Below are 21,195 nucleotides of genomic sequence, written 5' to 3' on the forward strand. Positions count from 1 at the left end.
CTGGCAAGGTCCTGGCAAGAGACCTGGGGGTCGCCCTCCCGGTGACACCGTCCATCCGCTGTGCTTAGGTAGGTGGGCGGCCGTGCCGAAGTAGAGAAGTAACGAAGAACAACCGAAGAACATTCGTCGCTCAGCAAATGCCGGTTACGCATGGTCGGCATTACGATCCCGTATCGCGTTGTCAAAGCACTGATACGGAAGCGACTGGCGTGGTTTACTCATCAAGATCTGGTCGCGCTCCCCGGGGCGGGGCTTGCATGAGGTGTCCGAGGCACGACTGGCCGGCCACGCGCACCACATCCGCAGCGCTGCAGTCTGGCGTGTCGCGACCAGTGTGTAGTTGCATGTGCGAACGTTGGTAACGGCGCGGGCATGGACACGGCTGCTGAAGGGGGTGCAATGGTCGAATCGGACGTCCGGGCCTGGCCTGACGACACCATCGCGGAAGGACGAGAGATTAGCCAACGTCGGTTCCTAGGCTTTGGTCGTCGATCTTCAACTGCCCCGGCACAGCAAAGCCGCCCGCAGGCTCCTCGTCCGAAGAGGGGACCTGGCATCTTCGGCTTCCTCGGTCGGCTGTGGATCCCGCTGGTGATCGTGGCCGTCGTCGTCGCCGGCGGTATGACGGTGTCTCGGTTGCACGGCGTCTTCGGCTCCGAGAAGCGGCCGACCTACGCCGAATCCAGGCAGCAAGACACCAAGCCGTTCAACCCCAAGCACGTGAAGTACGAGGTCTTCGGGCCTGCTGGAACGATGGCCGACATCAGTTACTTTGACGCCAATGGCGAGCCGAACCACATCAACGGTATCGAGCTGCCGTGGGCGTTCGACATCTCGACGACGCTGCCGTCGATCGTGGGAAATGTGGTCGCGCAGGGCAATAGCGATAGCCTCGGGTGCCGCATCGTGGTCGACGGCGTCGTCAAAGCCGAGAGGATCTCGCACGAATTGAATGCATTCACTTACTGCGTCCTGACGGCCACATGAGTACCCAGCACTATCTGGAAACCCGGCCGGCCGCGCGACCACGTATTGCGCGGATCATCCATCGCCTGTCGGTCCCCATTATCTTGGGCTGGCTGGCGATCGCTGTCCTGCTCAGCATCAGCGTCCCTTCGCTGGACAAGGTCGAGGCGGAGAATGCGGTCTCGCTGAGCCCGTTGGGTGCACCGTCCTTCAAGGCCATGGAGCGGCTTGGCCAAGACTTCCATGAGACCAACTCCGGCGCCCTGGCGATGATCCTGCTGGAGGGCCAGCAGCAACTCGGCGACGACGCGCACAAGTATTACGACCGCTTGGTCAAGCTCTTAGAGTCCGATCACGCGCATGTGCAGCACGTCCAGAATTTCTGGGGCGATCCGCTTACCCGCGGCGCCGCGCAGAGCCAGGACGGTAAGGCCGCATACGTCCAGGTGAACCTGAATGGTAACCAGGGCGCGGCCGCGGGTGACGAGTCGGTAAAGGCCGTTCGAAAGATCGTGCAGGAGGCTTCGCCCCCACCGGGATTAAAGGTCTACGTGACCGGACCCGCACCCATCATCGCGGACATGAATATCGCCGGTCAGCAGAGCATCATGCTGGTTACGCTGGTCAGCCTCGGCGTGATTTTCCTGACGTTGCTGCTCGTGTACCGGTCGATTGTCACGGTCGTTCTTTTGTTGCTGATCGTCGGCCTTGAATTGCAGATCGCCCGCGGAATGGTCGCGCTGCTCGGCCATCTCGGGCTGGTCGGCCTTACCACCTTTGCCGTCAACCTCCTGGTCGCCGCGGTCATTGCGACGGGTACCGACTACGGCATTTTCTTCGTCGGCCGATATCAAGAGGCGCGGAATGCGGGCGAAAGCCGAGAAGAGGCGTTTTACACCACGTTCAACGGTGTCGCCAAGGTTGTTCTGGCTTCCGGTTTGACCATCGCCGGCGCGGTGCTATGCCTGAGCTTCACCCGGCTGCCCTATTTCCAGCCGCTGGGTATCCCCTGTGCCGTCGGTATCTCCATCGCGGTCCTGGTCGCGATAACGCTTGGCCCGGCCCTTCTGGCCGCCGGGGCCCGGTTCGGTCTGTTCGACCCACGCCGTGCACTCTCGACCCGCAGGTGGCGACGGATCGGTACGGCTATCGTCCGGTGGCCGGCACCCATCCTCATCGCCTCGTTGGCCGTCTCACTGATCGGGCTGTTGACGCTGCCGAATTACAAGCCGAGCTACGACGACCAGAAATTCATTCCGGACCGCATTCCCGCCAACGTGGGATATGCGGCCGCGGCCCGGCACTTTCCAGGCCAGCGCATGTCGATGCCCGAAATTCTTTTGATCGAGACCGATCATGATTTGCGTAACCCGACGGACATGCTGGTCATCAACAAACTCGCCAAGGGCGTGCTGGCGGTCCCCGGGATTGCGACGGTGCAGACCGTGACCCGTCCCGAGGGAGTTCCCCTGCAGCACACCACGATTCCCTGGATCATCAGCATGGGCCAGGCGAGTCAGATGCAGAACATGGCTTTCCAAAAAGATCGCATGAACGACATGCTCACCCAGGCCAATGAGCTGGGGAAGATGATCGGCATCATGCAGCACATGCTGGACCTGATGAAAGAACTCGTCGCCACAACGCACCACATGGTCAAGACGACGCATGAAATGCAGGAGATCACGGACGAGTTGCGCGATCGCGTTTCGGACTTCGAGGATTTCTGGCGCCCGCTCCGCAGCTACTTCTACTGGGAAAAGCACTGCTACGACATTCCGATCTGCTTCTCGCTGCGATCCATCTTCGATGCGATCGACGGCGTTGACGAGATCAGCGACAAGTTGGGCGACCTGGTGAAGAACCTGGATGAGCTGGATGCGCTGTTGCCGCAGCTGGTCATGCAGATCCCGCCCATGATCGAAACCATGTCGGGCATGCGCAACATGATGCTGACCATGCACAGCACCATGTCCGGCGTGATGGGCCAAATGGATTCGAGCGCAAAGGATCCCAGTGCCATGGGGCAGGCGTTCGATGCCTCCAAGAACGATGATTCCTTCTACCTGCCGCCGGGCATCATCAACGGATCCGACTCGTTCAAGCGGATCGAGAAGGTGTTCATGTCGCCGGACGGCAAGGACGTCCGTCTGCTGATCTCCCAGCGGGGCGACCCGTCGACGCCCGATGGCCTCAATCGGGTCGAACAGATCAAGACGGCGGCCGAGGAATCGCTCAAGGGCACTCCCCTGGAAAACGCCAAGATCTATTTGACCGGTACCGCGGCGATTACCAAAGATCTGGTGGACGGATCCATGTTCGACCTCTTGATCGCCGGTGTATCCGCGATCTGCCTCATTTTCATCATCATGCTGATAATGACGCGAAGCTTCGTCGGCGCAATGGTGATCGTCGGCACGGTTCTGCTCTCGCTCGGTGCGTCCTTCGGGTTGTCCGTGCTGGTCTGGCAGTACCTGCTGCACATGCAACTGCACTGGAGCGTGCTGTCCACCTCCGTGATCGTGCTGTTGGCGGTGGGTTCTGACTACAACTTGCTATTGGTCTCCCGAATGAAGGAGGAACTGGCTGCCGGGATCCACACGGGCATCATCCGCGCCATGGCCGGTACCGGAAAGGTCGTGACGAACGCCGGCTTGGTGTTCGCCTTCACCATGGCCTCCATGGCGGTGAGCGACCTGCGCAGCATCGGCCAGGTGGGCACGACGATCGGCATCGGCTTGATATTCGACACGCTGATCGTGCGGGCATTCATGACGCCGTCCGTCGCCGCACTGCTCGGCCGCTGGTTCTGGTGGCCACAGCTGGTGCGCCCCCGCCCGGCCAGCACCATGCTGCGGCCCACCGGCCCGCGTCCCCTGGTTCGTTCACTGCTCCTGAAGCAGCCGTAATAGTGGTGGCTTCCACTTCAGGATGGAAACAGCAACCGTGGGGACCACTGTGACACAGGGCAATAGCGTCGTCGGCCTGTCGAGGGCTTTATGACCACGCATCACACCCGGCCGTCGCGCTTTGCCCGGTCCATCCGTCACCTCGCGGTGTTTATCATCATCGCCTGGGTGGCCCTAACGCTGCTGGTGACGTTCGGGGTGCCGCGGCTCGAGGTTGTGGGCCAACAGCATTCGGTGCCGCTGGCCCCTCAAGACGCACCGGCGGTGCAGGCCATGCAACGCATGGGCCGCGACTTCAAGGAGTCCGACTCGGACAGCTTCGCGATGCTGGTCCTGGAGGGTCAGCAGCCGCTTGGCGACGAGGCACACGCCTACTACGACAAGCTGGTCAGCGAATTAAAAAGCGACACAAAGCATATCGAGCATGTGCAGGATCTGTGGGGCGATCGACTCACCGCCGCGGGCGCCCAGAGCCCCGACGGCAAGGCCGTCTATGTGCAGTTGAATCTGGCGGGCAACCAAGGCACCACCCTGGGCCAGGAATCCGTGGCCTCCGTGCGCGACGTCATCGCGCGAACACCCCCGCCCCCGGGGGTCAAGGCCTACGTCACGGGCCCGTCGGCGCTGTTCTCCGATATGCAACTCGCCGGCGACCGATCCATTCTGAAAATGACCATGATCGGCGCCTTGATCATCTTCGTGGTGCTGCTCATGGTGTACCGCTCCATCACGACGGTCGTGCTGTTGTTGATCACCGTCGGGATCGAGGTGTTCGCCGCTCGCGGTGTCATCGCCTTCATCGCCAATAACAATTGGATGGCGCTCTCCACATTTGCCGTCAACCTGCTGGTGGCGCTGGCAATGGCCGCCGGCACGGACTATGCGATCTTCTTCTTCGGCCGCTATCAGGAGGCGCGCCAGGCGGGCGAAGACCGGCAAACGGCGTACTTCACCACCTATCGCAGCGTCGCCCCCGTCGTCTTGGGTTCCGGTCTGACCATCGCCGGAGCGATGTTGTGCCTGAGCTTCACCCGCATGCCCATCTTCCAGACCATGGGCATGCCGTGCTCCGTGGGCATGCTTATCTCGGTGCTGATCGCCCTGACGTTGGTTCCGGCGGTGCTCACCGTCGGCAGTGGCTTCGGGTTGTTCGATCCGAGGCGCGCGATCGGGTTCGGTCGGTGGCGGCGGATCGGCACGGCGATCGTCCGTTGGCCCGCGCCCATTCTGTGCGCGACCATCGCGGTCGCCCTGGTCGGCCTGGTGACGTTGCCCGGCTACCAGACGAGTTACAACAACCGGCTCTACATGCCCGACAACGTTCCCGCCAATGTCGGTTACGCGGCCGCGGATCGTCACTTCAACCAGTCGCGGATGATGCCCGAGATCCTGATGATCGAATCCGATCACGACATGCGGAACTCGGCGGATTTCTTGGTCCTGCATCGACTGGCCAAGGCAATCTTCGCAGTTCACGGGATCTCGCGTGTGCAGGGCATTACGCGGCCCGAGGGAACACCGATCCAGCACACCTCGATTCCGTTCCTGCTGAGCATGCAACAGTCGATAATGGGTCAAGACCTCAAATACATGAGGGCACGCATGGACGACATGCTTGTCCAGGCCGACATGATGGCCAAGCAGATCGAGATCATGAAGCGCATCTACGAACTGCAGAAGCGCCTCAACGACATCACGCACGATTCGATCCAGAAGACCCATGAAATGGCCGCGGTTCTTTGGGAACTTCGCGACAAGATGTCAGATTTCGAGGATTTCTTTCGGCCGCTGCGTAGCTACTTCTACTGGGAAAAGCACTGCTACGACATCCCGATCTGCTGGTCGTTAAGGAACATCTTCGAAACGCTCGACGGCGTCGACACGCTAAGCGACAAGATGGTGGGTCTGCTCCAAGATCTCGACAATATGGACAAGCTGATGCCTCAGCTGCTCGAGCAGTACCCGCCGATGATCGCGATGTCCGAGGACATGCGGAACATGATGCTGACGAACCACAGCACCATGTCCGGCATCCTCGGCCAGATGTCCAACAACGACAAGGACGCCACCGCCATGGGGCAGGCGTTCGACGATTCCAAGAACGACGACTCGTTCTACCTGCCGCCCGAAATCTTCGACAATACGGACTTCAAGAAAGCGATGGCCCAATTCTTGTCGCCAGACGGAAAGGCCGCTCGCTTCATCATTTCGCACCGGGGCGACCCCGCGACGTCGGAAAGCGTCAACCGCATCGACAAGATCCGGCTGGCTGCCGAGGAGGCGCTCAAGAACACGCCGATGGAAAACGCCAAGATCTACATCGCGGGTACCGCGTCGACGTTCAAGGACTTCCGGGACGGCTCCACCTACGACCTGTTCATCGCGGGCATCGGTGCTCTGTGCCTGATTTTCATCATCATGCTCATCCTGACCCGAAGTTTTGTGGCCGCCCTGGTCATCGTGGGCACGGTGACGCTGTCGTTGGGCGCATCGTTCGGGCTCTCGGTGCTGATCTGGCAATACATCTTTGGCATCAAGTTGTACTGGATGGTGCTGCCGATGTCGGTGATCGTGTTGCTGGCGGTCGGGTCCGACTACAACCTGCTGTTGGTGTCCCGTATGAAAGAGGAACTCGCCGGCGGCATCAATACGGGCATCATTCGCGCGATGGGCGGCACCGGCAAGGTGGTGACGAACGCCGGGCTGGTGTTCGCGTTCACCATGGCGTCCATGGTGGTCAGCGATTTGCGCATCATCGGTCAGGTCGGTACGACGATCGGCCTGGGCCTGATGTTCGACACCTTGATCGTGCGTTCGTTCATGACGCCGACCATCGCCGCGCTGCTCGGACGCTGGTTCTGGTGGCCGCAGTTGGTTCGGCCGCGGCCGGCCAGTCTGCTGCTTCGCTCCGTGGGAACGCGCCAGTCGGTGCGCACCTTGCTCCACCACGAAGACGTCGACATGGACGCCCCCACAGCCGAGATCCCGATCGCCAGGCCCACCGTCTAGGTGGTCTTGGTCGGTTCATCGCCCGCATAGCGAGGCCGTCAACGCCCTCGGCGAAAGGCGCGGCGAGAAAGGTTGCACGGCAATGATTTTGCCCGACGGAAAGGCCTGCGCCATCTCCCCTACTGCTATCTGCCTATACCGTCCGCACACCCCTTCGCACCGTGAAATACTCCTATCGTGAGCGCTCTGGCGATCGAGGTCGAAGGCCTCACAAAGACATTCGGGCGAGACACGGTCGCGCTGAACGGCATCGACTTCTCAGTCCCGGCCGGGACGGTGTGCGGGGTGCTCGGCCATAACGGCGCCGGCAAGACCACTACCATCAACATCCTCTCCACGCTGATCCGCCCCAGCTCGGGCCGCGCCAGCGTCGCCGGATACGACGTCGTCCACCAACCCGCGAAGGTTCGTGCCAGCATCGGGATGGCCGGGCAGTTCACCGGGATGGACCCCATGCTGACCGGCCGGGAGAACCTGGTGTTGTTCGGCAGGCTGCGCGGCCTGAATCGCAAGCGGGCGAAGGCCCGCGCCGATGAACTGCTCCAACAGTTCGACCTCGTCGATGCGGCCGACCGTCGGCTGTCGACTTACTCCGGAGGCATGTTCCGGCGCGTGGATTTGGCCAGCGCCCTGGTGGTACCGCCGCAAGTGCTCTTTCTCGACGAGCCGACCACCGGGCTGGACCCGCGCAGCCGACGCGACGTGTGGGCCCTGGTGAGTTCGCTGACCCTGCAGGGCATCACCGCGCTGCTGACCACGCAGTACCTGGAAGAGGCCGACGTGCTCAGCGACTCGATCGTCGTCATCGATCACGGACGGGTGATCGCCAGCGGCACCTCCGAGGAACTCAAGCGCGCGGTGGGGACCAGCTACTGCCAGGTGACGCCGGTGAACCCTGCGGAGCTGACCCGGGTCGCGGCGGCGCTGACCGGCCTCGAGGGGGTCGATATCGACAGCGATGCGGGTTCGGTGTCGGTGTTCGCACCGGACGGGGTGGCGACGCTCGTCGAGGTGTTCCGCCGAGTCGATGCGCTGGGGCTGGAACTTGCCGACATCTCGCTGCGCAAGCCATCACTCGACGAAGCCTTCCTGCACATCACCGAACGGACCGCCGCCCGGTCATGAGCGCCCTGACCGCCCTCACCGAACGTTCGCTGGTGTCCGCGGCACGCGATGGCGAGATGGTTTTCGAGGTCTTCGCACCAGCCGTGTATCTGGCGGGCTTCAGCGTCGCGCTGCATGGGCTGATCGACACCGGCCCCGTCAGTTATTCGCAGTATCTGCTGCCGGCCGTAGTGGTCCAGTCGATGACCTTCGTCGGGATGCTGACTGCAGACCGCGCGGTCCGCGACCACATTTTCGGGTTCGGCGAGCGGATACGGACGCTTCCGGTCCCGGCGGCGGCCACCGTTACGGCCCGGACGGCGGCCACCCTGCTGCGGGGTGTGCTCTCGCTGATAGTGGCGATGGTTGCCGGCTTTGCCTTCGGTTTTCGGATGACCGGCGGCACGGGCAATGCCATCGCTTTCGTGGCTGTCGCACTGCTGCTGTGCCTGGCGGTAACGCTCGGCTCCGACGCCCTGGGATCGAGCGCAAAAACCGTCCAAGGGGCTACCCACCTTCTCTTTGTGCCTCAGCTCCTGCTATTCATGCTCTCCACCGGAATCGCCCCCGAGAAGACCTTTCCCGGCTGGTTGCGCCCGTACGTCCGCAACCAGCCTTTCTCGCAGTTCGCTGAAACGCTGCGCGGCTTGGCCACCGGCCATCTGCTGCTGACCAACCTGGCCACCACCCTGGCCTGGGCTCTGGGCATGGTGGTGGTCTTCGGTGCGATCTCCTTGCGGATGCAGAGGCGCGGCTAGTGACCCATCGGCTTGAGACGCGAGCATCCCTGCTGACCGAGAGCTGGGTGCAGGCCAGCCGTCTGCTCATCCGTTGGCGACGTGATCAAGCGGTGCTCATGGGATCGCTGCTGCTGCCGGTCTTCCTGTTGTTCTGCTACCAAGTCGTGCTGGGCGAGCAGGTGCGTAAGGCCACCGGCATCGACAGTGTTTACGGCATTGTGCCGATGTGCGCGGTGATATCCGCGCTGTTCGGCGCCCTTGGCGGTTCTGTCGGCATCATGATGGACCGCCAGTCGCGCCTGCTCAGTCGAATGTGGACCTTGCCGATACACCGGGCGAGCGCGCTCACCGGGTGTTTGACCGCCGAGTTCGTGCGCGCCCTGTTCGGCACGACCCTGATCACCGCAATTGGCGTGGCGATGGGTCTGCGCTTCATCCATGGCTGGCCCACGATAGTGCTGTACATTCTGATTCCGTCGATCGTGGTGACCGGATTCACCGCACTGGTGATGACGCTGGCAATCCGCGACAAGGGCCGCGCCGCGATGAATTGGCTGGTGGGCCTTACCTTTTCGATGGCGTTCGTCAATCCGGGTGCCACCCCAATGGCACAGTTCCCCGAGTGGGTTCGAGTTTTGATCCGCATGCAACCGATTTCGCCGCCCATCGAGGCGATGCGGTCGCTGGCCCACGGCGGCCCGTTGGCGCAACCCATGGCGATAACCGTCACCTGGGCCGTCGTGCTGCTCGCGGTGTCCATCCCGGTCGCTGTGCGCGGCTACCGGTTGGCCGCCGAGGCCAACGCGTGACGCACGCCGAGCATGTACCGGCGAACCCGCTGGTCTCGGTTTGCGTACCGATGTACAACAACAGTGCCACCATCGAGCGCTGCCTGCGGAGCGTCCTGGATCAGGATGGCGTCGACTTCGAGATCCTCATCGTTGACGACCAGTCGTCGGATGACGGCGCGAGCATTGCCGCATCGCTGCTCCGCGAGGGAGACCGCCTGGTACGCAACGAGTCTCGCCTTGGCCTGAACGGAAACCACAACAAGTGCCTGGAACTCGCCCGCGGCGAATACATTCAATTCCTGCACGGCGACGACTGGTTACTTCCCGGAGCCCTGCAGACCCTGGCCCGCCGGTTTGACGATCCCGGCGTCGGACTCACGTTCGCGCCCCGGCGGGTGCAGACCGACGACCTTCCCTGGAGCGAGCGACGACGTGCACCGAGCAAGCTGCACGTCTATTTCGCGAAGCTGCGAGAACACAACCGCGGGTCGTCACTGGTGCTGCAGTTGGTGGCCTTGTGGGGAGCGAGCGCCAATCTGATCGGCGAACCAAGTTGCGTGATGTTCCGGCGCCGGCTGGCACTAGACGCCGGTGGCCTACGTGACGACGTCTATCAGACCGTCGACTTGGATTTCTGGTTGCGCCTCATGCTCCGAGGCGCGGTTTGCTTTGTGCCGCAGGAGCTTTCGGTGCGGCATCACACCGCGACCACGGAGTCGGCCAATATCACCAAGGCCCACCGCCACTGGCTCGACCAGCTGCGCATCCTGACCTGGATGATCATGGATCCGGCGTCTACCCGTCTGGTCCGCGCTGCTGCGATGCCGTGGTGGTTACTTGCCTGGATGGGGCAGCTTTTGAGGGTTGCGATGTTTGGGCCTCAGCGTTGGCCGCGCCTCAGGACCATACTAGCGGCGCCCGTTCGCGAGTTCACCCAAGCGAGACAGTTCCGCGATCGAATGACACACGGGTCGCTGACGGAAGGTGGTGCATAGCGCTTGGCAACCGCGAATTCCGACGTCGAAGGTCCAACGGCCCCCCTCATATCGGTGTGCGTACCGATGTACAACAACGGCGCGACGATCGAGCGGTGCCTGCGTAGCGTCCTCGATCAGGACGGCGACTTCGAGATCCTCGTCGTTGACGACGGTTCGTCGGACGATAGCGTGCCTATTGCGAGAACCATGCTGAGGGCAGGAGACCGATTAATACGCAACAAGTCTCGTCTTGGGGCCAACCAAAACCACAACAAATGCATTGAACTCGCGCGTGGTAGCTACATTCAGTTCGTACACGGCGACGACTGGCTGCTCCCCGGCGCCCTGCAAACACTGGTTCGAAGTTTTGACAACCCCGCCGTCGGACTGGCTTTTGCCCCCCGGCGTGTGCTCACTGACGACCAGTTGTGGCTAAAGCGATGCGGCACTCTGCATACTCGCTTTAGAAAGCTTGAACAATACAACCATGGCCCCTCCTTAGTCATGCAGATGGTGGTGCAAGGTCTGGGCACCAATTGGATAGGTGAACCAACCTCCGTGATGTTTCGACGACAGCTGGCTATGGATATAGGGGGTCTTCGCCAGGACATTGCCCATCTCGCCGACATGGACCTCTGGTTGCGTTTATTGCTCAGGTCGGCGGCCTGCTTTGTCCCACAGGAAATGTCGGTCCGTCATCACACAGCTTTTACGGCAGATGACTTCGTCTCGCGACCCTGGTGGCTCGATCGACTGCACCTTCTGACTTGGATGATCGTAGATCCCGCATCCCCTACACTTATCCGGGTCACGGCGGCAATTTGGTGGCTGCCCATATGGCTGCTACGAGGCTTGGAAGTCCTGATCTATGGGCCGGATCGGTGGTCGCGCATGAAAACCTTGGCGGTCGCACCTTATCGTCAGTTCGCACGTGCCCGGCAACTACGCGATCGCCTGTGAGCACCGCCAGCCGCAGAGGGCGGACTGAACCGCTTTGTTCGCCGCGCGTTCGGTGTTCTTTGCCCGTTTTCGGCCCGATTGGTACGGTGCCGTTCACTCACGCCGAATCGTGTCCGCCGCGAAGTGCCGGGCATCGACGGCCACGATTGGATCAAAGAAGAGCAGCAGGGGTTAGCATGTCGACTGAGCCGTTTTTTGCGCATCCGGACAGCCGTGTAGAGACAAACGACGTCGGACCGGGAACGCGCATTTGGGCCTTTTCGCATGTGCTCGCGGGAGCGCGAATCGGTTCCGATTGCAATATTTGTGATCACACCTTCATTGAGGGGGGCGCGGTTGTTGGTGATCGGGTAACAGTCAAATGCGGCGTGCAGTTGTGGGATGGGGTCACGCTGGAAGACGACGTGTTCGTGGGACCGAATGCGACATTTACCAACGATCTGTTTCCGCGCAGCAGGAAGCGCCCTCCAGAGTATATGCGAACACTTGTCCAGCGAGGCGCATCGATAGGAGCCAACGCAACGATTCTCTGTGGTGTATCCGTCGGAGCGCGGGCGATGATCGGTGCAGGAGCTGTAGTAACGCGCGACGTACCGCCTTCGGCGATCGTCATGGGCAACCCCGCCGTGATCACCGGCTACGCGGACATACACGAAGCCGATGACGATACGTCGCTAGAGCCCGACGGAAATTCCTGACAAAAAAGTAGAGCGGCCCAGCAGTCCGGAGGCAGCAGGACCGGTCGGGCCGACCCCGCTTAGACTCCAAAAGGAGAGGCGCCATGCAGATCACAAATTTTGCTCTTGAAAAGGGTCTCTCTCTAGCCTATGCCCAATGGGCAACGGTCCGCAGATACCCAAAATCCCGCAAGGCGATATTGAGATCGAAGCTTTACAACAGCTTCTGGTACTACGACGCTGAGTTGATACCGGATGTCATCACCAAGGGGCAGTATCCGCAGACAACGCCGCTACTTCCTCGAATGCTACTGCGCAATTGCGATCTCAATGGAGCCGATTGTTTAGACATTGGCAGCATGGAGGGGTTGATCCCGGTCTTGATGTGCCGCCAAGGCGCAAGCCGTGTTCTGGCGACGGATTTCATGCTTCACTGTTATCTCAAGATGCGCGCATTGATGCACTATTACGACGTCGATTTTTCATTCAAGCAAATTGGCCATCTTTACGAACTGTCAAACAAGATTGCAAGTCGCCAGTGGCCGGGCTTCGATCTGATAAATTTGTCCGGTGTGCTGTACCACGTCTTCTCACCTTTTCACGTCCTCGCCGGTGTACGGCCGCTTCTCAAAAAAAACGGCTTGATTATCGTATCCACCAACGTGGTCGATCATGATGGTTTTGCCATGGAGTTCAATAACAGCGGCAGATTTCAATCGGAATCGAATACATTCTGGTACCTCACCATTCCGATGTTGGATTACATGCTGCGCTACTTCCAGCTTGCCCCGATCGATTGCCTTTACCACAGATACCCGCCTCAAGACACGGTTCGTTGGGTCAAAGACTCAAGCGCTGGCTATCTGTCGGTTGTCTGCCGAGCCGTTGACGACAAAGGGGCCTCCTTTGGCGACAGATGGTTGAACGCATCCGTCTCGGAGTCCTGGGAGTATTTCCTCTGCGACCAGAAAATGATCGATGGCCAAAGCCGATCAAAGATCGGCTACCGTAACGGAGATGAGACCATCGACATACAAGAACGTCTCAGCCAGACGAAACCAGTCGAGGCTGCCCATTTCCTTCACGATACGAACTCGCTGAGACTTGCTGACAAAATTTGAGACTCGATGGAAGCGCGTACGCGACGCGTCAGTGTCTGCTTGAAATCGTGGACCTTCTTTTGTTACGACGTAAACGACCGACAGGCATCAATCACGCGGGTGACATCTTCGTCCGAAAGGTGAGGACCAATGGGCAGGCTAAGGTGGGTCCGGGCCGCCTGTTCTGTAATAGGAAATGTGCCCTCGACGAGTCCCAGAGGTTCAAACGCACCTGACCTATGTGGCGGGATCGGGTAATGCACCAAAGTCTGGATCCGTTTAGTAGCAAGGTGCTTTTGCAATTCATCGCGCGACTCATGGTCAACGACGTACAGATGCCACACGTGTTCCCGGTCGGGCGAGACTACCGGCAACTTGAGTCCGTCGACGGCAACAAGTTCGTCGGTGTAACGCTTTGCGATCGCTTGACGGCGAGAATTCCAAGTGTCGAGATGCTGCAGCTTGATTCGTAAGACCGCTGACTGAATCTCGTCGAGTCGCGAGTTCGCGCCAATGAGGTCATGTACGTACTTCTTGCTGCTGCCATAGTTGCCAAGTGACCGCACACGAGCAGCAAGTGCTGCATCGTCCGTGGTCACGGCACCCCCGTCACCAAGAGCCCCAAGGTTTTTCCCAGGATAAAAACTCCAGGCCACGGCATCGCTGTGAGCGCCAATGCGCTGGCCACCATAGCGTGCCCCATGTGCCTGCGCGGCATCCTCTACTACTGCCAGCCCGTGTTCCTTTGCCACGGTCAGTATCTCTTCGAGCTCTGCCGGCTGGCCGAAGAGGTGGACGGGAACGACGGCGCGGGTGCGCGGAGTAATTGCGTCCGCCAACCGACCGGGATCCAGGTTCCACTGACCAACGATGGGCTCTACGCCCACGGGGCGCGCACCAGTGCGCGCCACCGCGATCCAGGTTGCGATGAAAGTGTGTGCTGGCACGATGACTTCGTCGCCGGGGCCAATTCCGAGTGCCTGTAACGCAAGGGCAATAGCGTCCAGTCCATTACCCACGCCAATCGCATGTTGGGCGCCGGTGAACTCGGCGAATTCTCGTTCGAACGCTGTTGTTTCTTCGCCGAGCACGTACCACCCGCCGCGCACGACCCGCTCGATCGCTTCCCGCAGAGGCACTTCGAGCTCCCGCGTGGCCGCGCGAACATCGAGAAACGGCACTGCAGCAGGAGAATCAGACATGGGACTTCCTCGCTTTGACGAGTCGGGCCGCAACGGTAGTCCGCTCAACCGACACCGTCCCCTGCGATCGGGCTGCGTACCGTCGCTAAAAAGTCCTGATAGTCGCGGATGTAGTCGCCTTCGTCGTAGGGCAGCGAGGCGAACACCAGGCAGATGGCTCCCGTGCAGAAACCGGTGATCTCTCTCCAGATCATGCTGGGCAGATAGAGCCCGTAGTACGAACGGTCGAGCGACACCGTTCGCTGGTTCTGCCCGTCGTCGAGGGTGACCGCAAAAGAACCCGAGGCTGCGACGATCAATTGTTGAAGCTCTCGATGCGCGTGGCCGCCACGCTCGGCGCCGCCGGGGACGTCGTACAGGTAGTAGACCCGCTTGATTGCGAACGGTATGTGGACTCCGCCATATAGCGGCGACAAGTTGCCACTGGGGCTTTCGATCCTGTCAAGGTCGACCAATTTGCACTCATCAACACGGCTCATTGCGTGTTCCTGAGCCGCAGGAAATCCTCGTAATCGCGCACATAATCCTCGGGCTCGAACGGGACCGAGGCAAGGACGAGTGCGACCGAATTCGTTGAAAAGTTAATCATCTCCCGCCAGATGAGATTGGGCACCAAAAGAGCGTGGTATGAGCGGTTCAGGATATAGCGGACCTGGTGGGACCCGTCGTCCAACATGACTTCGAAGCTCCCGGATAGCGCAACGATCAGCTCCTGACCTGTTCGATACGCGTGCCCGCCGCGCAGGGAACCACCTGGGACGTCATAAATCCAAAAGGCCCTTTCCACCTCAAACGGCGCATGCCTACCCGATTCGATGAAGGTCAGGTTCCCTCGAGGGTCGTGAATCTTGGGCAGATCAATCAATCTGCAGTCATGGGTGCTGATCATGCGCGGCCTGGCTGCTGCCGTCTCGCTCTGCATGGTGGCGCGGGTACTGGGGCTGGGCTGTAACCAGGCATAGGAAGATCCTTCCAGGCATATCGAACTGGCCGCCCGCAGACCTCGGCATGTCGGCGATATCCACGACCGCATTCCGTGCTCGGCCAGTATTCCACCGGGCGCGCCGTTAGTACGCAGGAAGGGCGAAGTCAGCTCGAGCGTGCGCCGTGCGATCCGGCCGCACCGAGAGTTCAAGGCGCCACGGCGTGCCGACGCAAGTGCCCAGCAGGCTAGAGGCCCTGGACCGGTCGTCGCGAACCGAGAGAATTACAGTGGAGCATACCTCGTGGTTTGCGCACGAAGAGCAGGTCACCTGTATTAACCTATCCGTGCCCGCAAGTTCATACGTGGGCGTTAAACGCGGCTCGCCGTACATCTGGTTCCGCTGGTCGAGCAATGCGACGAAAAGCAGAAGCGCACCATGCTCGTGGGGAGAAGAGGCATTGGAATTTACCGCTCACAACATTCGTCTCGACGACGGCATGTACACTATGCCCAATTCCGCTCGATTAGTGGATAACCCGTGGTTTATATCAGCGCGTGGATTCCTCGAAACAGTTTTTCCCGGCGATAAAAGCCACATTCGTGTGGCCGACGTGGGCTGCCTGGAAGGTGGATACGCCGTGGAATTCGCACGCATGGGTTTCCAAGTCCTCGGGATCGAAGTGCGTGAGTCTAATATCGCCGCATGCAACTATGTCAAATCCAAGGCAGATTTGCCAAATCTGGAGTTTGTACAGGACGATGCGCTGAACATCGCCGACCACGGGGTATTCGATGCCGTATTCTGCTGCGGTCTTCTGTACCACCTCGATCGTCCGAAGCAATATTTGGAAACGATCTCAGCCGTGACCAAGAAACTTTTTATCCTGCAGACGCATTCTCGGTTATCGGGCGCAACGACAGGACGTTTGGATTATCGACACGTGCACGATGGTTCACTGATAGGCTATTGAGAAAGTCGGAGCCGACAAAGTTCATCCTCTCTGCGCCTACCGAAAACGAAGGCCTCGCCGGGCGATGGTATACAGAATTCCGCGATAATAAATCCTTCGATAGGAGAGAAACCGCAAAATGGGCCGCCTGGAATAATCGCCAATCTTTCTGGATTCAGCGCGAGCATTTACTGCAGACAATCCATGATGTTGGTTTTGACTTGGTGATGGAAGAATACGATAATTTAGAACCGAACATCGCAGAAAGCTTGCTCGGCGGGGCCTATCAAGCGAATCTTCGAGGAACATTCATCGGCATCAAGACCGCTTCCCCGGCTTGACCCGGCCACGCTTGCATTCGTTCATGGCCACCTGCGAGGCGCCTTCGGCCACGGCAGGTGGCCCCTGCCTCGCCAAACACCACCCCGACAAGTGGACAACCAGAAATAATGGGCTCTGCCGTCGCCGGACCGCACGACCCCCGAAAGGACCCGTCGTGAAGATTGCCGTGGCCAGCTATGGAACTCGCGGCGATGTCGAGCCCTGCACGGCCGTGGGTCGCGAACTGCAGCGCCGCGGGCACGAGGTCCGCATGGCCGTCCCGCCCAATTTGGTCCCGCTCGTCGAGTCGGCCGGTTTGGCGGCGGCCGGCTACGGGCCGGATCAGCAGGACGGCTTCTGGGACACCGACTTCCTCGGCAAGATCTGGAACTTGCCGGAGGTGAGGAGGCGGTGGCGGGAAGTCCAGGACCTGCTTGTCCAGTCCTGGGCGGAAATGAGCGCAACCCTGATGTCGCTGTCCGAAGGGGCGGACCTGGTGTTCACCGGTCCGGGGTTTCCCGGGGTGGCGGCGAACGTGGCCGAATGCCTCGGGCTTCCGTTAGCCACGATGCACTACTTCCCCATGCGGCCCAACGGGCAGCTCGCACCGAATCTGCCGGCCCCGCTGGTGCGCTCCGCGATGACGGCGTTGGACTGGACGCAGTGGCGGGTGACGAAGAAGGCCGAGGACGCCCAGCGCCGCGAGCTCGGGCTGCCGAAGACGAAAGGCCCTGCGCCACAACGGATGGCCGCCCGGGGGGCATTGGAGATCCAGGCCTACGACGAGGTGTGTTTTCCGGGGCTCGCCGCCGAATGGGCCAAATGCAGTGGCCGGCGGCCGTTCGTCGGCACGCTGACGATGGAGCTGACGACGGACGCCGACGACGACGTCGCGTCCTGGATCGCCGCGGGCACTCCCCCGATCTGCTTCGGCTTCGGCAGCACGTCGGTCGACTCCCCGGCCAATACGATCAACATGATTGCTAAGGCCTGTGCGCAGTTGGGTGAGCGAGCGCTGGTGTGCTCCGGCAAAACCGATTTCAGTGACACCGTGCAGTTCGACCACGTCAAGGTGGTGGGGCCGGTGAATTACGCAGCGGTCTTTCCCGCCTGCCGCGCTGTGGTGCACCACAGTGGCGCGGGCACCACGGCCGCCGGGTTGCGCGCGGGAGTCCCCACATTGAGCCTCTGGAGCTTGAGCGATCAAAAGATATGGGCCGGCCAGATCGAACGGTTGAAAGTTGGCCTGGCACGGCACTTTCCGAGCACCACAGAAGATTCGTTGGTTGCTGACCTGGGCCAGATCCTGACTCCGGAGTACACCATCCGCGCCCGCGCGATCGCGGCGCGAATGACCAAACCTGCCGAAAGCATCGCGACCACCGCCAACCTGCTGGAGAAGTTCTCCTCGTGAAATGCTCGTGCTTGCCGCTCACATCGTCACGAATAGTGACGCTTAGGTTCACCAGGCATTCTGAGCGCCGATAGACGCTCGACATCGTTTGCTGCGCGCCCTGTCCACCTTGCAAATCCGCAGGTCCTACCGGCTGCTCGACAGGAAATCGGGTTCCGCGTTGGCTATAATTGACCAAAGTGTCAGCAACCGTACTTTCGGCGCACCCTAGGGTCGCCGGTACGCAACCGCTGTTGGGGGAACCGCATCTCTTCGCAACCACTTCGTTCGCTGGTCGGTGACAGAGTACTTCTCGACCACGTCGCAACCGCCACGCAGAGGAGAGCCTCGCAGTGACCGCAAGGAGAGAAACCGACCCGCCCAAGGTCAGCGTCGTGTCAACCACCCACAACCAGCAGGCCTACGTCCGCGACACGTTGGACGGCTTCCTCGCCCAGCAGACCGACTTTCCAGTGGAGATCATCGTCGCCGACGACGCCTCGACCGACGCCACACCGCGAATAATTCAGGACTACGCCGACCGCCACCCGCACCTGTTCCGGCCGATCCTGCGGTCCAAGAACGTCGGCCTCAACGCGAACCTGACCGACGCCTTGTCCGCCGCACGCGGTGAGTACATCGCGCTGTGCGAGGGCGACGACTACTGGGTCGACCCGTTCAAACTGACCAAGCAAGTGGCGTTACTCGACGCGGACCCGGGCACGGCGGTGTGTTTCCACCCGGTCCAGGTGGTCTGGACAAGCGAACGTGCCCAGGACGAGAAGCTGGTACACACCTTGTACCGCAAGTTCGAAGAGGTTTTCCTGCCGAGATTCCCGCCGCCCTTTCGGGCCGGCGACCTCAGCTTCGAAACGTTGATCTCCCGGAACTTCATCCAGACCAACTCGGTGATGTATCGTCGCCTCCCCCGCTACGACGACATCCCCGCCGACGTCATGCCCCTGGACTGGTACCTGCACGTCCGTCACGCCGCCGAAGGCGACATCGCCATGCTGCCAGAGGCGATGGGCGTCTACCGCCGCCATCCGCACGGCATGTGGTACAAGTCCATCACCGACCCGGCGACGTTCTGGCGGACGCAAGGTCCTGGGCATGTGGCGACGCTGGATGCGATGCTTGATGTTGTCTCCGGCGACCCACTTCGCGAATCGATCGTCGCCAAAAACGCCAACTGGGTGCTCAGCGCGATCGCCAAACAGGTTCCAGATCCTGAGGGTCAGGCCCTGCTGGTGCAAGCCACCGCCGAGCACCCGCGAATCGCGACGCTGGCGCTGCAGAATCGGTGGACTAAAACGCTCGGCGGCCGCCTGAAGATGTTGCGGGGCAAGCTCGCCCGCTACGTCGCCCCGCGGGAGAACGGTGCAGGACGCCGAGTAGACGAGCGGCTGAGCGCGTAACGATGGGTGTGAACGGCGGCCCGACCGTCGGCTACCTCGGCTGGCATGGGCTGGGCAACCTTGGCGACGACGCCATTTACGACGCCGTTCGGGGCCAGTTGCGTGGCGCAACGTTCCTCGATCTGCCGCGGCTTCCGCACCAACTGATCTATGCGACCGCAACGGCCGCAATGGGTTTGAACCGATCGCTACGGCGCAGCCACCAAGTGGTGGGTGGCGGCACGCTCGTCGGACGCAGCCAGTGGCGGCTGTTGGTCAACCGGGGCCTGGCGCTCACCAAGGACAACGGAAGCTACGCGATTGGTGTGGGCGTTGAAGATCCGGTATTCGGCGGACGCCACAGCGGCTCGGGCAAAGGCGAGCTGAAACGGTGGGCGCCGATACTCAACCAATTCCATACCGTCTCCGTGCGGGGCCCGCGCAGCGCCGAACTGCTGTCTGACATCGGGGTGCATGTCGAGGTATCCGGCGACCCGGCGCTGCTTCTGCCCCGACCCGACGTTGCTCCCGAAGACGGCCTGATCGGCGTGAATCTCGGCTTCGGCGACGACCTTTGGGGACACGACCCGAAGCAGCTGGCAGACGAGATAGCCGGTGCCGTCAAGCGACTGTCATCGCACGGCTACCGCTTCGTCGGGGTGCTGATGAATCCGGAAGACAGACGATGGACCGAAGTGGCGCTGCGGGACGTCCCGGGAGCAGAAATGGTGCTGCCGGCCAATCCCGGCGCGGCCGCGCGGGAATTGGCCCGCTGTTCGGTCGCCATCGTCACCCGCCTTCACGCAAGTGTCCTGGCGTCCTTGTCGGACACACCTGTCGTTTCGCTTGAGTATCAACCGAAGTGCCGGGACTTTGCGCTGGCAATCGACGACGAGCGGTCGCTGATCCGAACTGACCAGGTGAACAGCGCCGCCGTGGTCGACCGCGTTTTCGACGCGATCGCGAATTCGTCGAGCATTCGGAGCACCAAACGTACCGCCGTCGCAGCCCTGAGACGCCGCCTGCAGGGCGAGTACTCGGATCTCGCATGCCAGTTAGGTTTGGCGTCGTGATACCGCTGCGAAAAGCATTGGAGTTGAAGTGGATCAAACGCGGCGGGCGGATCACCGATCTTCCCCGGCGGTTGCCGCCCGCGGAGCGCAAAGCCGGGATCGAAGCAACAGCACAGGCAACAAACAAGATCGGCGCCCTGCCCCTGGCCGAGGCCTATGGGCAGCCGGGAGCAACCCGGAAACCCAAACAGGTGCGGGCCGCGTCGTGGCAGGGCGACTTGTACGCATACCTGGTGGGCTGGCAGGACCCCAGCATCGTGGTGGAATTCGGATCGGCGTTCGGAGTGTCCGGGATGTACCTGTCCTCGGCGCTTCGGCACGGCTGGATGTATTCGTTCGAGATCAACCCCTCCTGGGCTGACATCGCCGAGCGCAACATCAAATCCGTCACGGACCGCTACACCCTGACCAGGGGTGCCTTCGAAGACCACGCCGGCGACATCCCCGGCCCGGTCGATCTGGCCTTGGTGGACGGGATCCACACCCGAGACTTCGTGACCAGGCAATGGCACATCTTGAAGCCCCGCATGGCGCCGGGTGGCTGGGTGCTGTTCGACGACATCGACTTCAACCGCGGGATGGGCGAAGCCTGGCTGGACGTCTGCGCCGATTCCCACGTGGTGGGGGCGGTCGAGGTGTCTAAACGGCTGGGTCTCGTCGAACTGGCTTCCTAGCCACTGGCTCTGTCGGCCGACATGGCG

Annotated in this window: 17 protein-coding genes and 1 pseudogene; 15 read left to right on the forward strand and 3 right to left on the reverse strand. The window is 61.2% G+C overall.

Annotation, left to right across the window (positions count from 1 at the left end):
- Positions 1-621 precede the first annotated feature (621 nt).
- From ACIUM1_RS03655 to ACIUM1_RS03700, 10 genes are all read left to right on the forward strand, one after another.
- The gene (locus tag ACIUM1_RS03655; protein ID WP_406817514.1) at positions 622-987 is read left to right on the forward strand and encodes an MmpS family protein; all 366 of its coding nucleotides are present in this window, start codon (positions 622-624) and stop codon (positions 985-987) included.
- A complete protein-coding gene (locus tag ACIUM1_RS03660; RefSeq protein ID WP_406815927.1) occupies positions 984-3,875 on the forward strand; it encodes an RND family transporter in 2,892 nt (963 codons plus the stop codon). The genes ACIUM1_RS03655 and ACIUM1_RS03660 overlap by 4 nt, the downstream gene beginning before the upstream one ends.
- A gap of 90 nt (positions 3,876-3,965) precedes the next feature.
- Complete coding sequence (locus ACIUM1_RS03665; protein WP_406815928.1) at positions 3,966-6,884, forward strand: RND family transporter; 2,919 nt, start codon at positions 3,966-3,968, stop codon at positions 6,882-6,884.
- Positions 6,885-7,061: 177 nt separating this feature from the next.
- Entirely contained in the window at positions 7,062-8,009 is a 948-nt protein-coding gene (locus tag ACIUM1_RS03670) for an ATP-binding cassette domain-containing protein (RefSeq protein ID WP_406815929.1), read from the forward strand.
- Positions 8,006-8,746 (forward strand): ABC transporter permease, encoded by a 741-nt coding sequence (locus ACIUM1_RS03675; protein WP_406815930.1) that lies wholly within the window; start codon positions 8,006-8,008, stop codon positions 8,744-8,746. The genes ACIUM1_RS03670 and ACIUM1_RS03675 overlap by 4 nt, the downstream gene beginning before the upstream one ends.
- Positions 8,746-9,537, forward strand: a complete 792-nt coding sequence (locus ACIUM1_RS03680) for an ABC transporter permease (protein ID WP_406815931.1) — start codon at positions 8,746-8,748, stop codon at positions 9,535-9,537. The genes ACIUM1_RS03675 and ACIUM1_RS03680 overlap by 1 nt, the downstream gene beginning before the upstream one ends.
- Before the next feature lie 50 nt (positions 9,538-9,587).
- A complete protein-coding gene (locus tag ACIUM1_RS03685) occupies positions 9,588-10,514 on the forward strand; it encodes a glycosyltransferase family 2 protein (protein WP_406817515.1) in 927 nt (308 codons plus the stop codon).
- 66 nt (positions 10,515-10,580) lie between these two features.
- The gene (locus ACIUM1_RS03690; protein WP_406815932.1) at positions 10,581-11,456 is read left to right on the forward strand and encodes a glycosyltransferase family 2 protein; all 876 of its coding nucleotides are present in this window, start codon (positions 10,581-10,583) and stop codon (positions 11,454-11,456) included.
- A gap of 176 nt (positions 11,457-11,632) precedes the next feature.
- Entirely contained in the window at positions 11,633-12,154 is a 522-nt protein-coding gene (locus ACIUM1_RS03695; RefSeq protein WP_406815933.1) for an acyltransferase, read from the forward strand.
- An 83-nt stretch (positions 12,155-12,237) separates the two neighbouring features.
- Positions 12,238-13,254 (forward strand): class I SAM-dependent methyltransferase, encoded by a 1,017-nt coding sequence (locus ACIUM1_RS03700; protein ID WP_406815934.1) that lies wholly within the window; start codon positions 12,238-12,240, stop codon positions 13,252-13,254.
- 62 nt (positions 13,255-13,316) lie between these two features.
- On the opposite strand, the gene ACIUM1_RS03705 is transcribed toward ACIUM1_RS03700, so the two are convergent.
- The 3 genes from ACIUM1_RS03705 to ACIUM1_RS03715 are packed head-to-tail and all read right to left on the reverse strand — an operon-like array spanning position 13,317 to position 15,357.
- Positions 13,317-14,435: a DegT/DnrJ/EryC1/StrS family aminotransferase gene (locus ACIUM1_RS03705; RefSeq protein WP_406815935.1), complete on the reverse strand. Its 1,119-nt coding sequence runs from the start codon at positions 14,433-14,435 to the stop codon at positions 13,317-13,319.
- A gap of 44 nt (positions 14,436-14,479) precedes the next feature.
- Positions 14,480-14,914, reverse strand: a complete 435-nt coding sequence (locus tag ACIUM1_RS03710) for a sugar 3,4-ketoisomerase (RefSeq protein ID WP_406815936.1) — start codon at positions 14,912-14,914, stop codon at positions 14,480-14,482.
- Positions 14,911-15,357, reverse strand: a complete 447-nt coding sequence (locus tag ACIUM1_RS03715) for a sugar 3,4-ketoisomerase (RefSeq protein WP_406815937.1) — start codon at positions 15,355-15,357, stop codon at positions 14,911-14,913. Before ACIUM1_RS03715 ends, ACIUM1_RS03710 begins: the two co-directional genes overlap by 4 nt.
- A gap of 461 nt (positions 15,358-15,818) precedes the next feature.
- On the opposite strand from ACIUM1_RS03715, the pseudogene ACIUM1_RS03720 reads away from it, so the two are divergent.
- The 5 genes and pseudogenes from ACIUM1_RS03720 to ACIUM1_RS03740 all read left to right on the forward strand — a co-directional run bounded on the left by ACIUM1_RS03720 (position 15,819) and on the right by ACIUM1_RS03740 (position 21,168).
- Positions 15,819-16,651 (forward strand): annotated as a pseudogene (locus tag ACIUM1_RS03720) (class I SAM-dependent methyltransferase).
- 155 nt (positions 16,652-16,806) lie between these two features.
- A complete protein-coding gene (locus tag ACIUM1_RS03725; protein ID WP_406815938.1) occupies positions 16,807-18,045 on the forward strand; it encodes a glycosyltransferase in 1,239 nt (412 codons plus the stop codon).
- A 332-nt stretch (positions 18,046-18,377) separates the two neighbouring features.
- Complete coding sequence (locus ACIUM1_RS03730) at positions 18,378-19,442, forward strand: glycosyltransferase (RefSeq protein ID WP_406815939.1); 1,065 nt, start codon at positions 18,378-18,380, stop codon at positions 19,440-19,442.
- A 2-nt stretch (positions 19,443-19,444) separates the two neighbouring features.
- Entirely contained in the window at positions 19,445-20,494 is a 1,050-nt protein-coding gene (locus ACIUM1_RS03735; RefSeq protein WP_406815940.1) for a polysaccharide pyruvyl transferase family protein, read from the forward strand.
- A complete protein-coding gene (locus tag ACIUM1_RS03740) occupies positions 20,491-21,168 on the forward strand; it encodes a class I SAM-dependent methyltransferase (protein WP_406815941.1) in 678 nt (225 codons plus the stop codon). Before ACIUM1_RS03735 ends, ACIUM1_RS03740 begins: the two co-directional genes overlap by 4 nt.
- Positions 21,169-21,195: the final 27 nt, after the last annotated feature.

The sequence above is a fragment of the Mycobacterium sp. M23085 genome, from assembly GCF_045343915.1.
Classification (GTDB): Bacteria; Actinomycetota; Actinomycetes; order Mycobacteriales; family Mycobacteriaceae; genus Mycobacterium.

What these genes read in the sequence shown, in the direction of transcription:
- ACIUM1_RS03655 (WP_406817514.1), top strand. Translation starts at nt 622, where the DNA reads ATGACGGTGTCTCGGTTGCACGGCGTCTTCGGCTCCGAGAAGCGGCCG.
- ACIUM1_RS03660 (WP_406815927.1), top strand. Translation starts at nt 984, where the DNA reads ATGAGTACCCAGCACTATCTGGAAACCCGGCCGGCCGCGCGACCACGT.
- ACIUM1_RS03665 (WP_406815928.1), top strand. Translation starts at nt 3,966, where the DNA reads ATGACCACGCATCACACCCGGCCGTCGCGCTTTGCCCGGTCCATCCGT.
- ACIUM1_RS03675 (WP_406815930.1), top strand. Translation starts at nt 8,006, where the DNA reads ATGAGCGCCCTGACCGCCCTCACCGAACGTTCGCTGGTGTCCGCGGCA.
- ACIUM1_RS03685 (WP_406817515.1), top strand. Translation starts at nt 9,588, where the DNA reads ATGTACAACAACAGTGCCACCATCGAGCGCTGCCTGCGGAGCGTCCTG.
- ACIUM1_RS03690 (WP_406815932.1), top strand. Translation starts at nt 10,581, where the DNA reads ATGTACAACAACGGCGCGACGATCGAGCGGTGCCTGCGTAGCGTCCTC.
- ACIUM1_RS03695 (WP_406815933.1), top strand. Translation starts at nt 11,633, where the DNA reads ATGTCGACTGAGCCGTTTTTTGCGCATCCGGACAGCCGTGTAGAGACA.
- ACIUM1_RS03700 (WP_406815934.1), top strand. Translation starts at nt 12,238, where the DNA reads ATGCAGATCACAAATTTTGCTCTTGAAAAGGGTCTCTCTCTAGCCTAT.
- ACIUM1_RS03705 (WP_406815935.1), bottom strand. Translation starts at nt 14,435, where the DNA reads ATGTCTGATTCTCCTGCTGCAGTGCCGTTTCTCGATGTTCGCGCGGCC.
- ACIUM1_RS03710 (WP_406815936.1), bottom strand. Translation starts at nt 14,914, where the DNA reads ATGAGCCGTGTTGATGAGTGCAAATTGGTCGACCTTGACAGGATCGAA.
- ACIUM1_RS03715 (WP_406815937.1), bottom strand. Translation starts at nt 15,357, where the DNA reads ATGCAGAGCGAGACGGCAGCAGCCAGGCCGCGCATGATCAGCACCCAT.
- ACIUM1_RS03735 (WP_406815940.1), top strand. Translation starts at nt 19,445, where the DNA reads ATGGGTGTGAACGGCGGCCCGACCGTCGGCTACCTCGGCTGGCATGGG.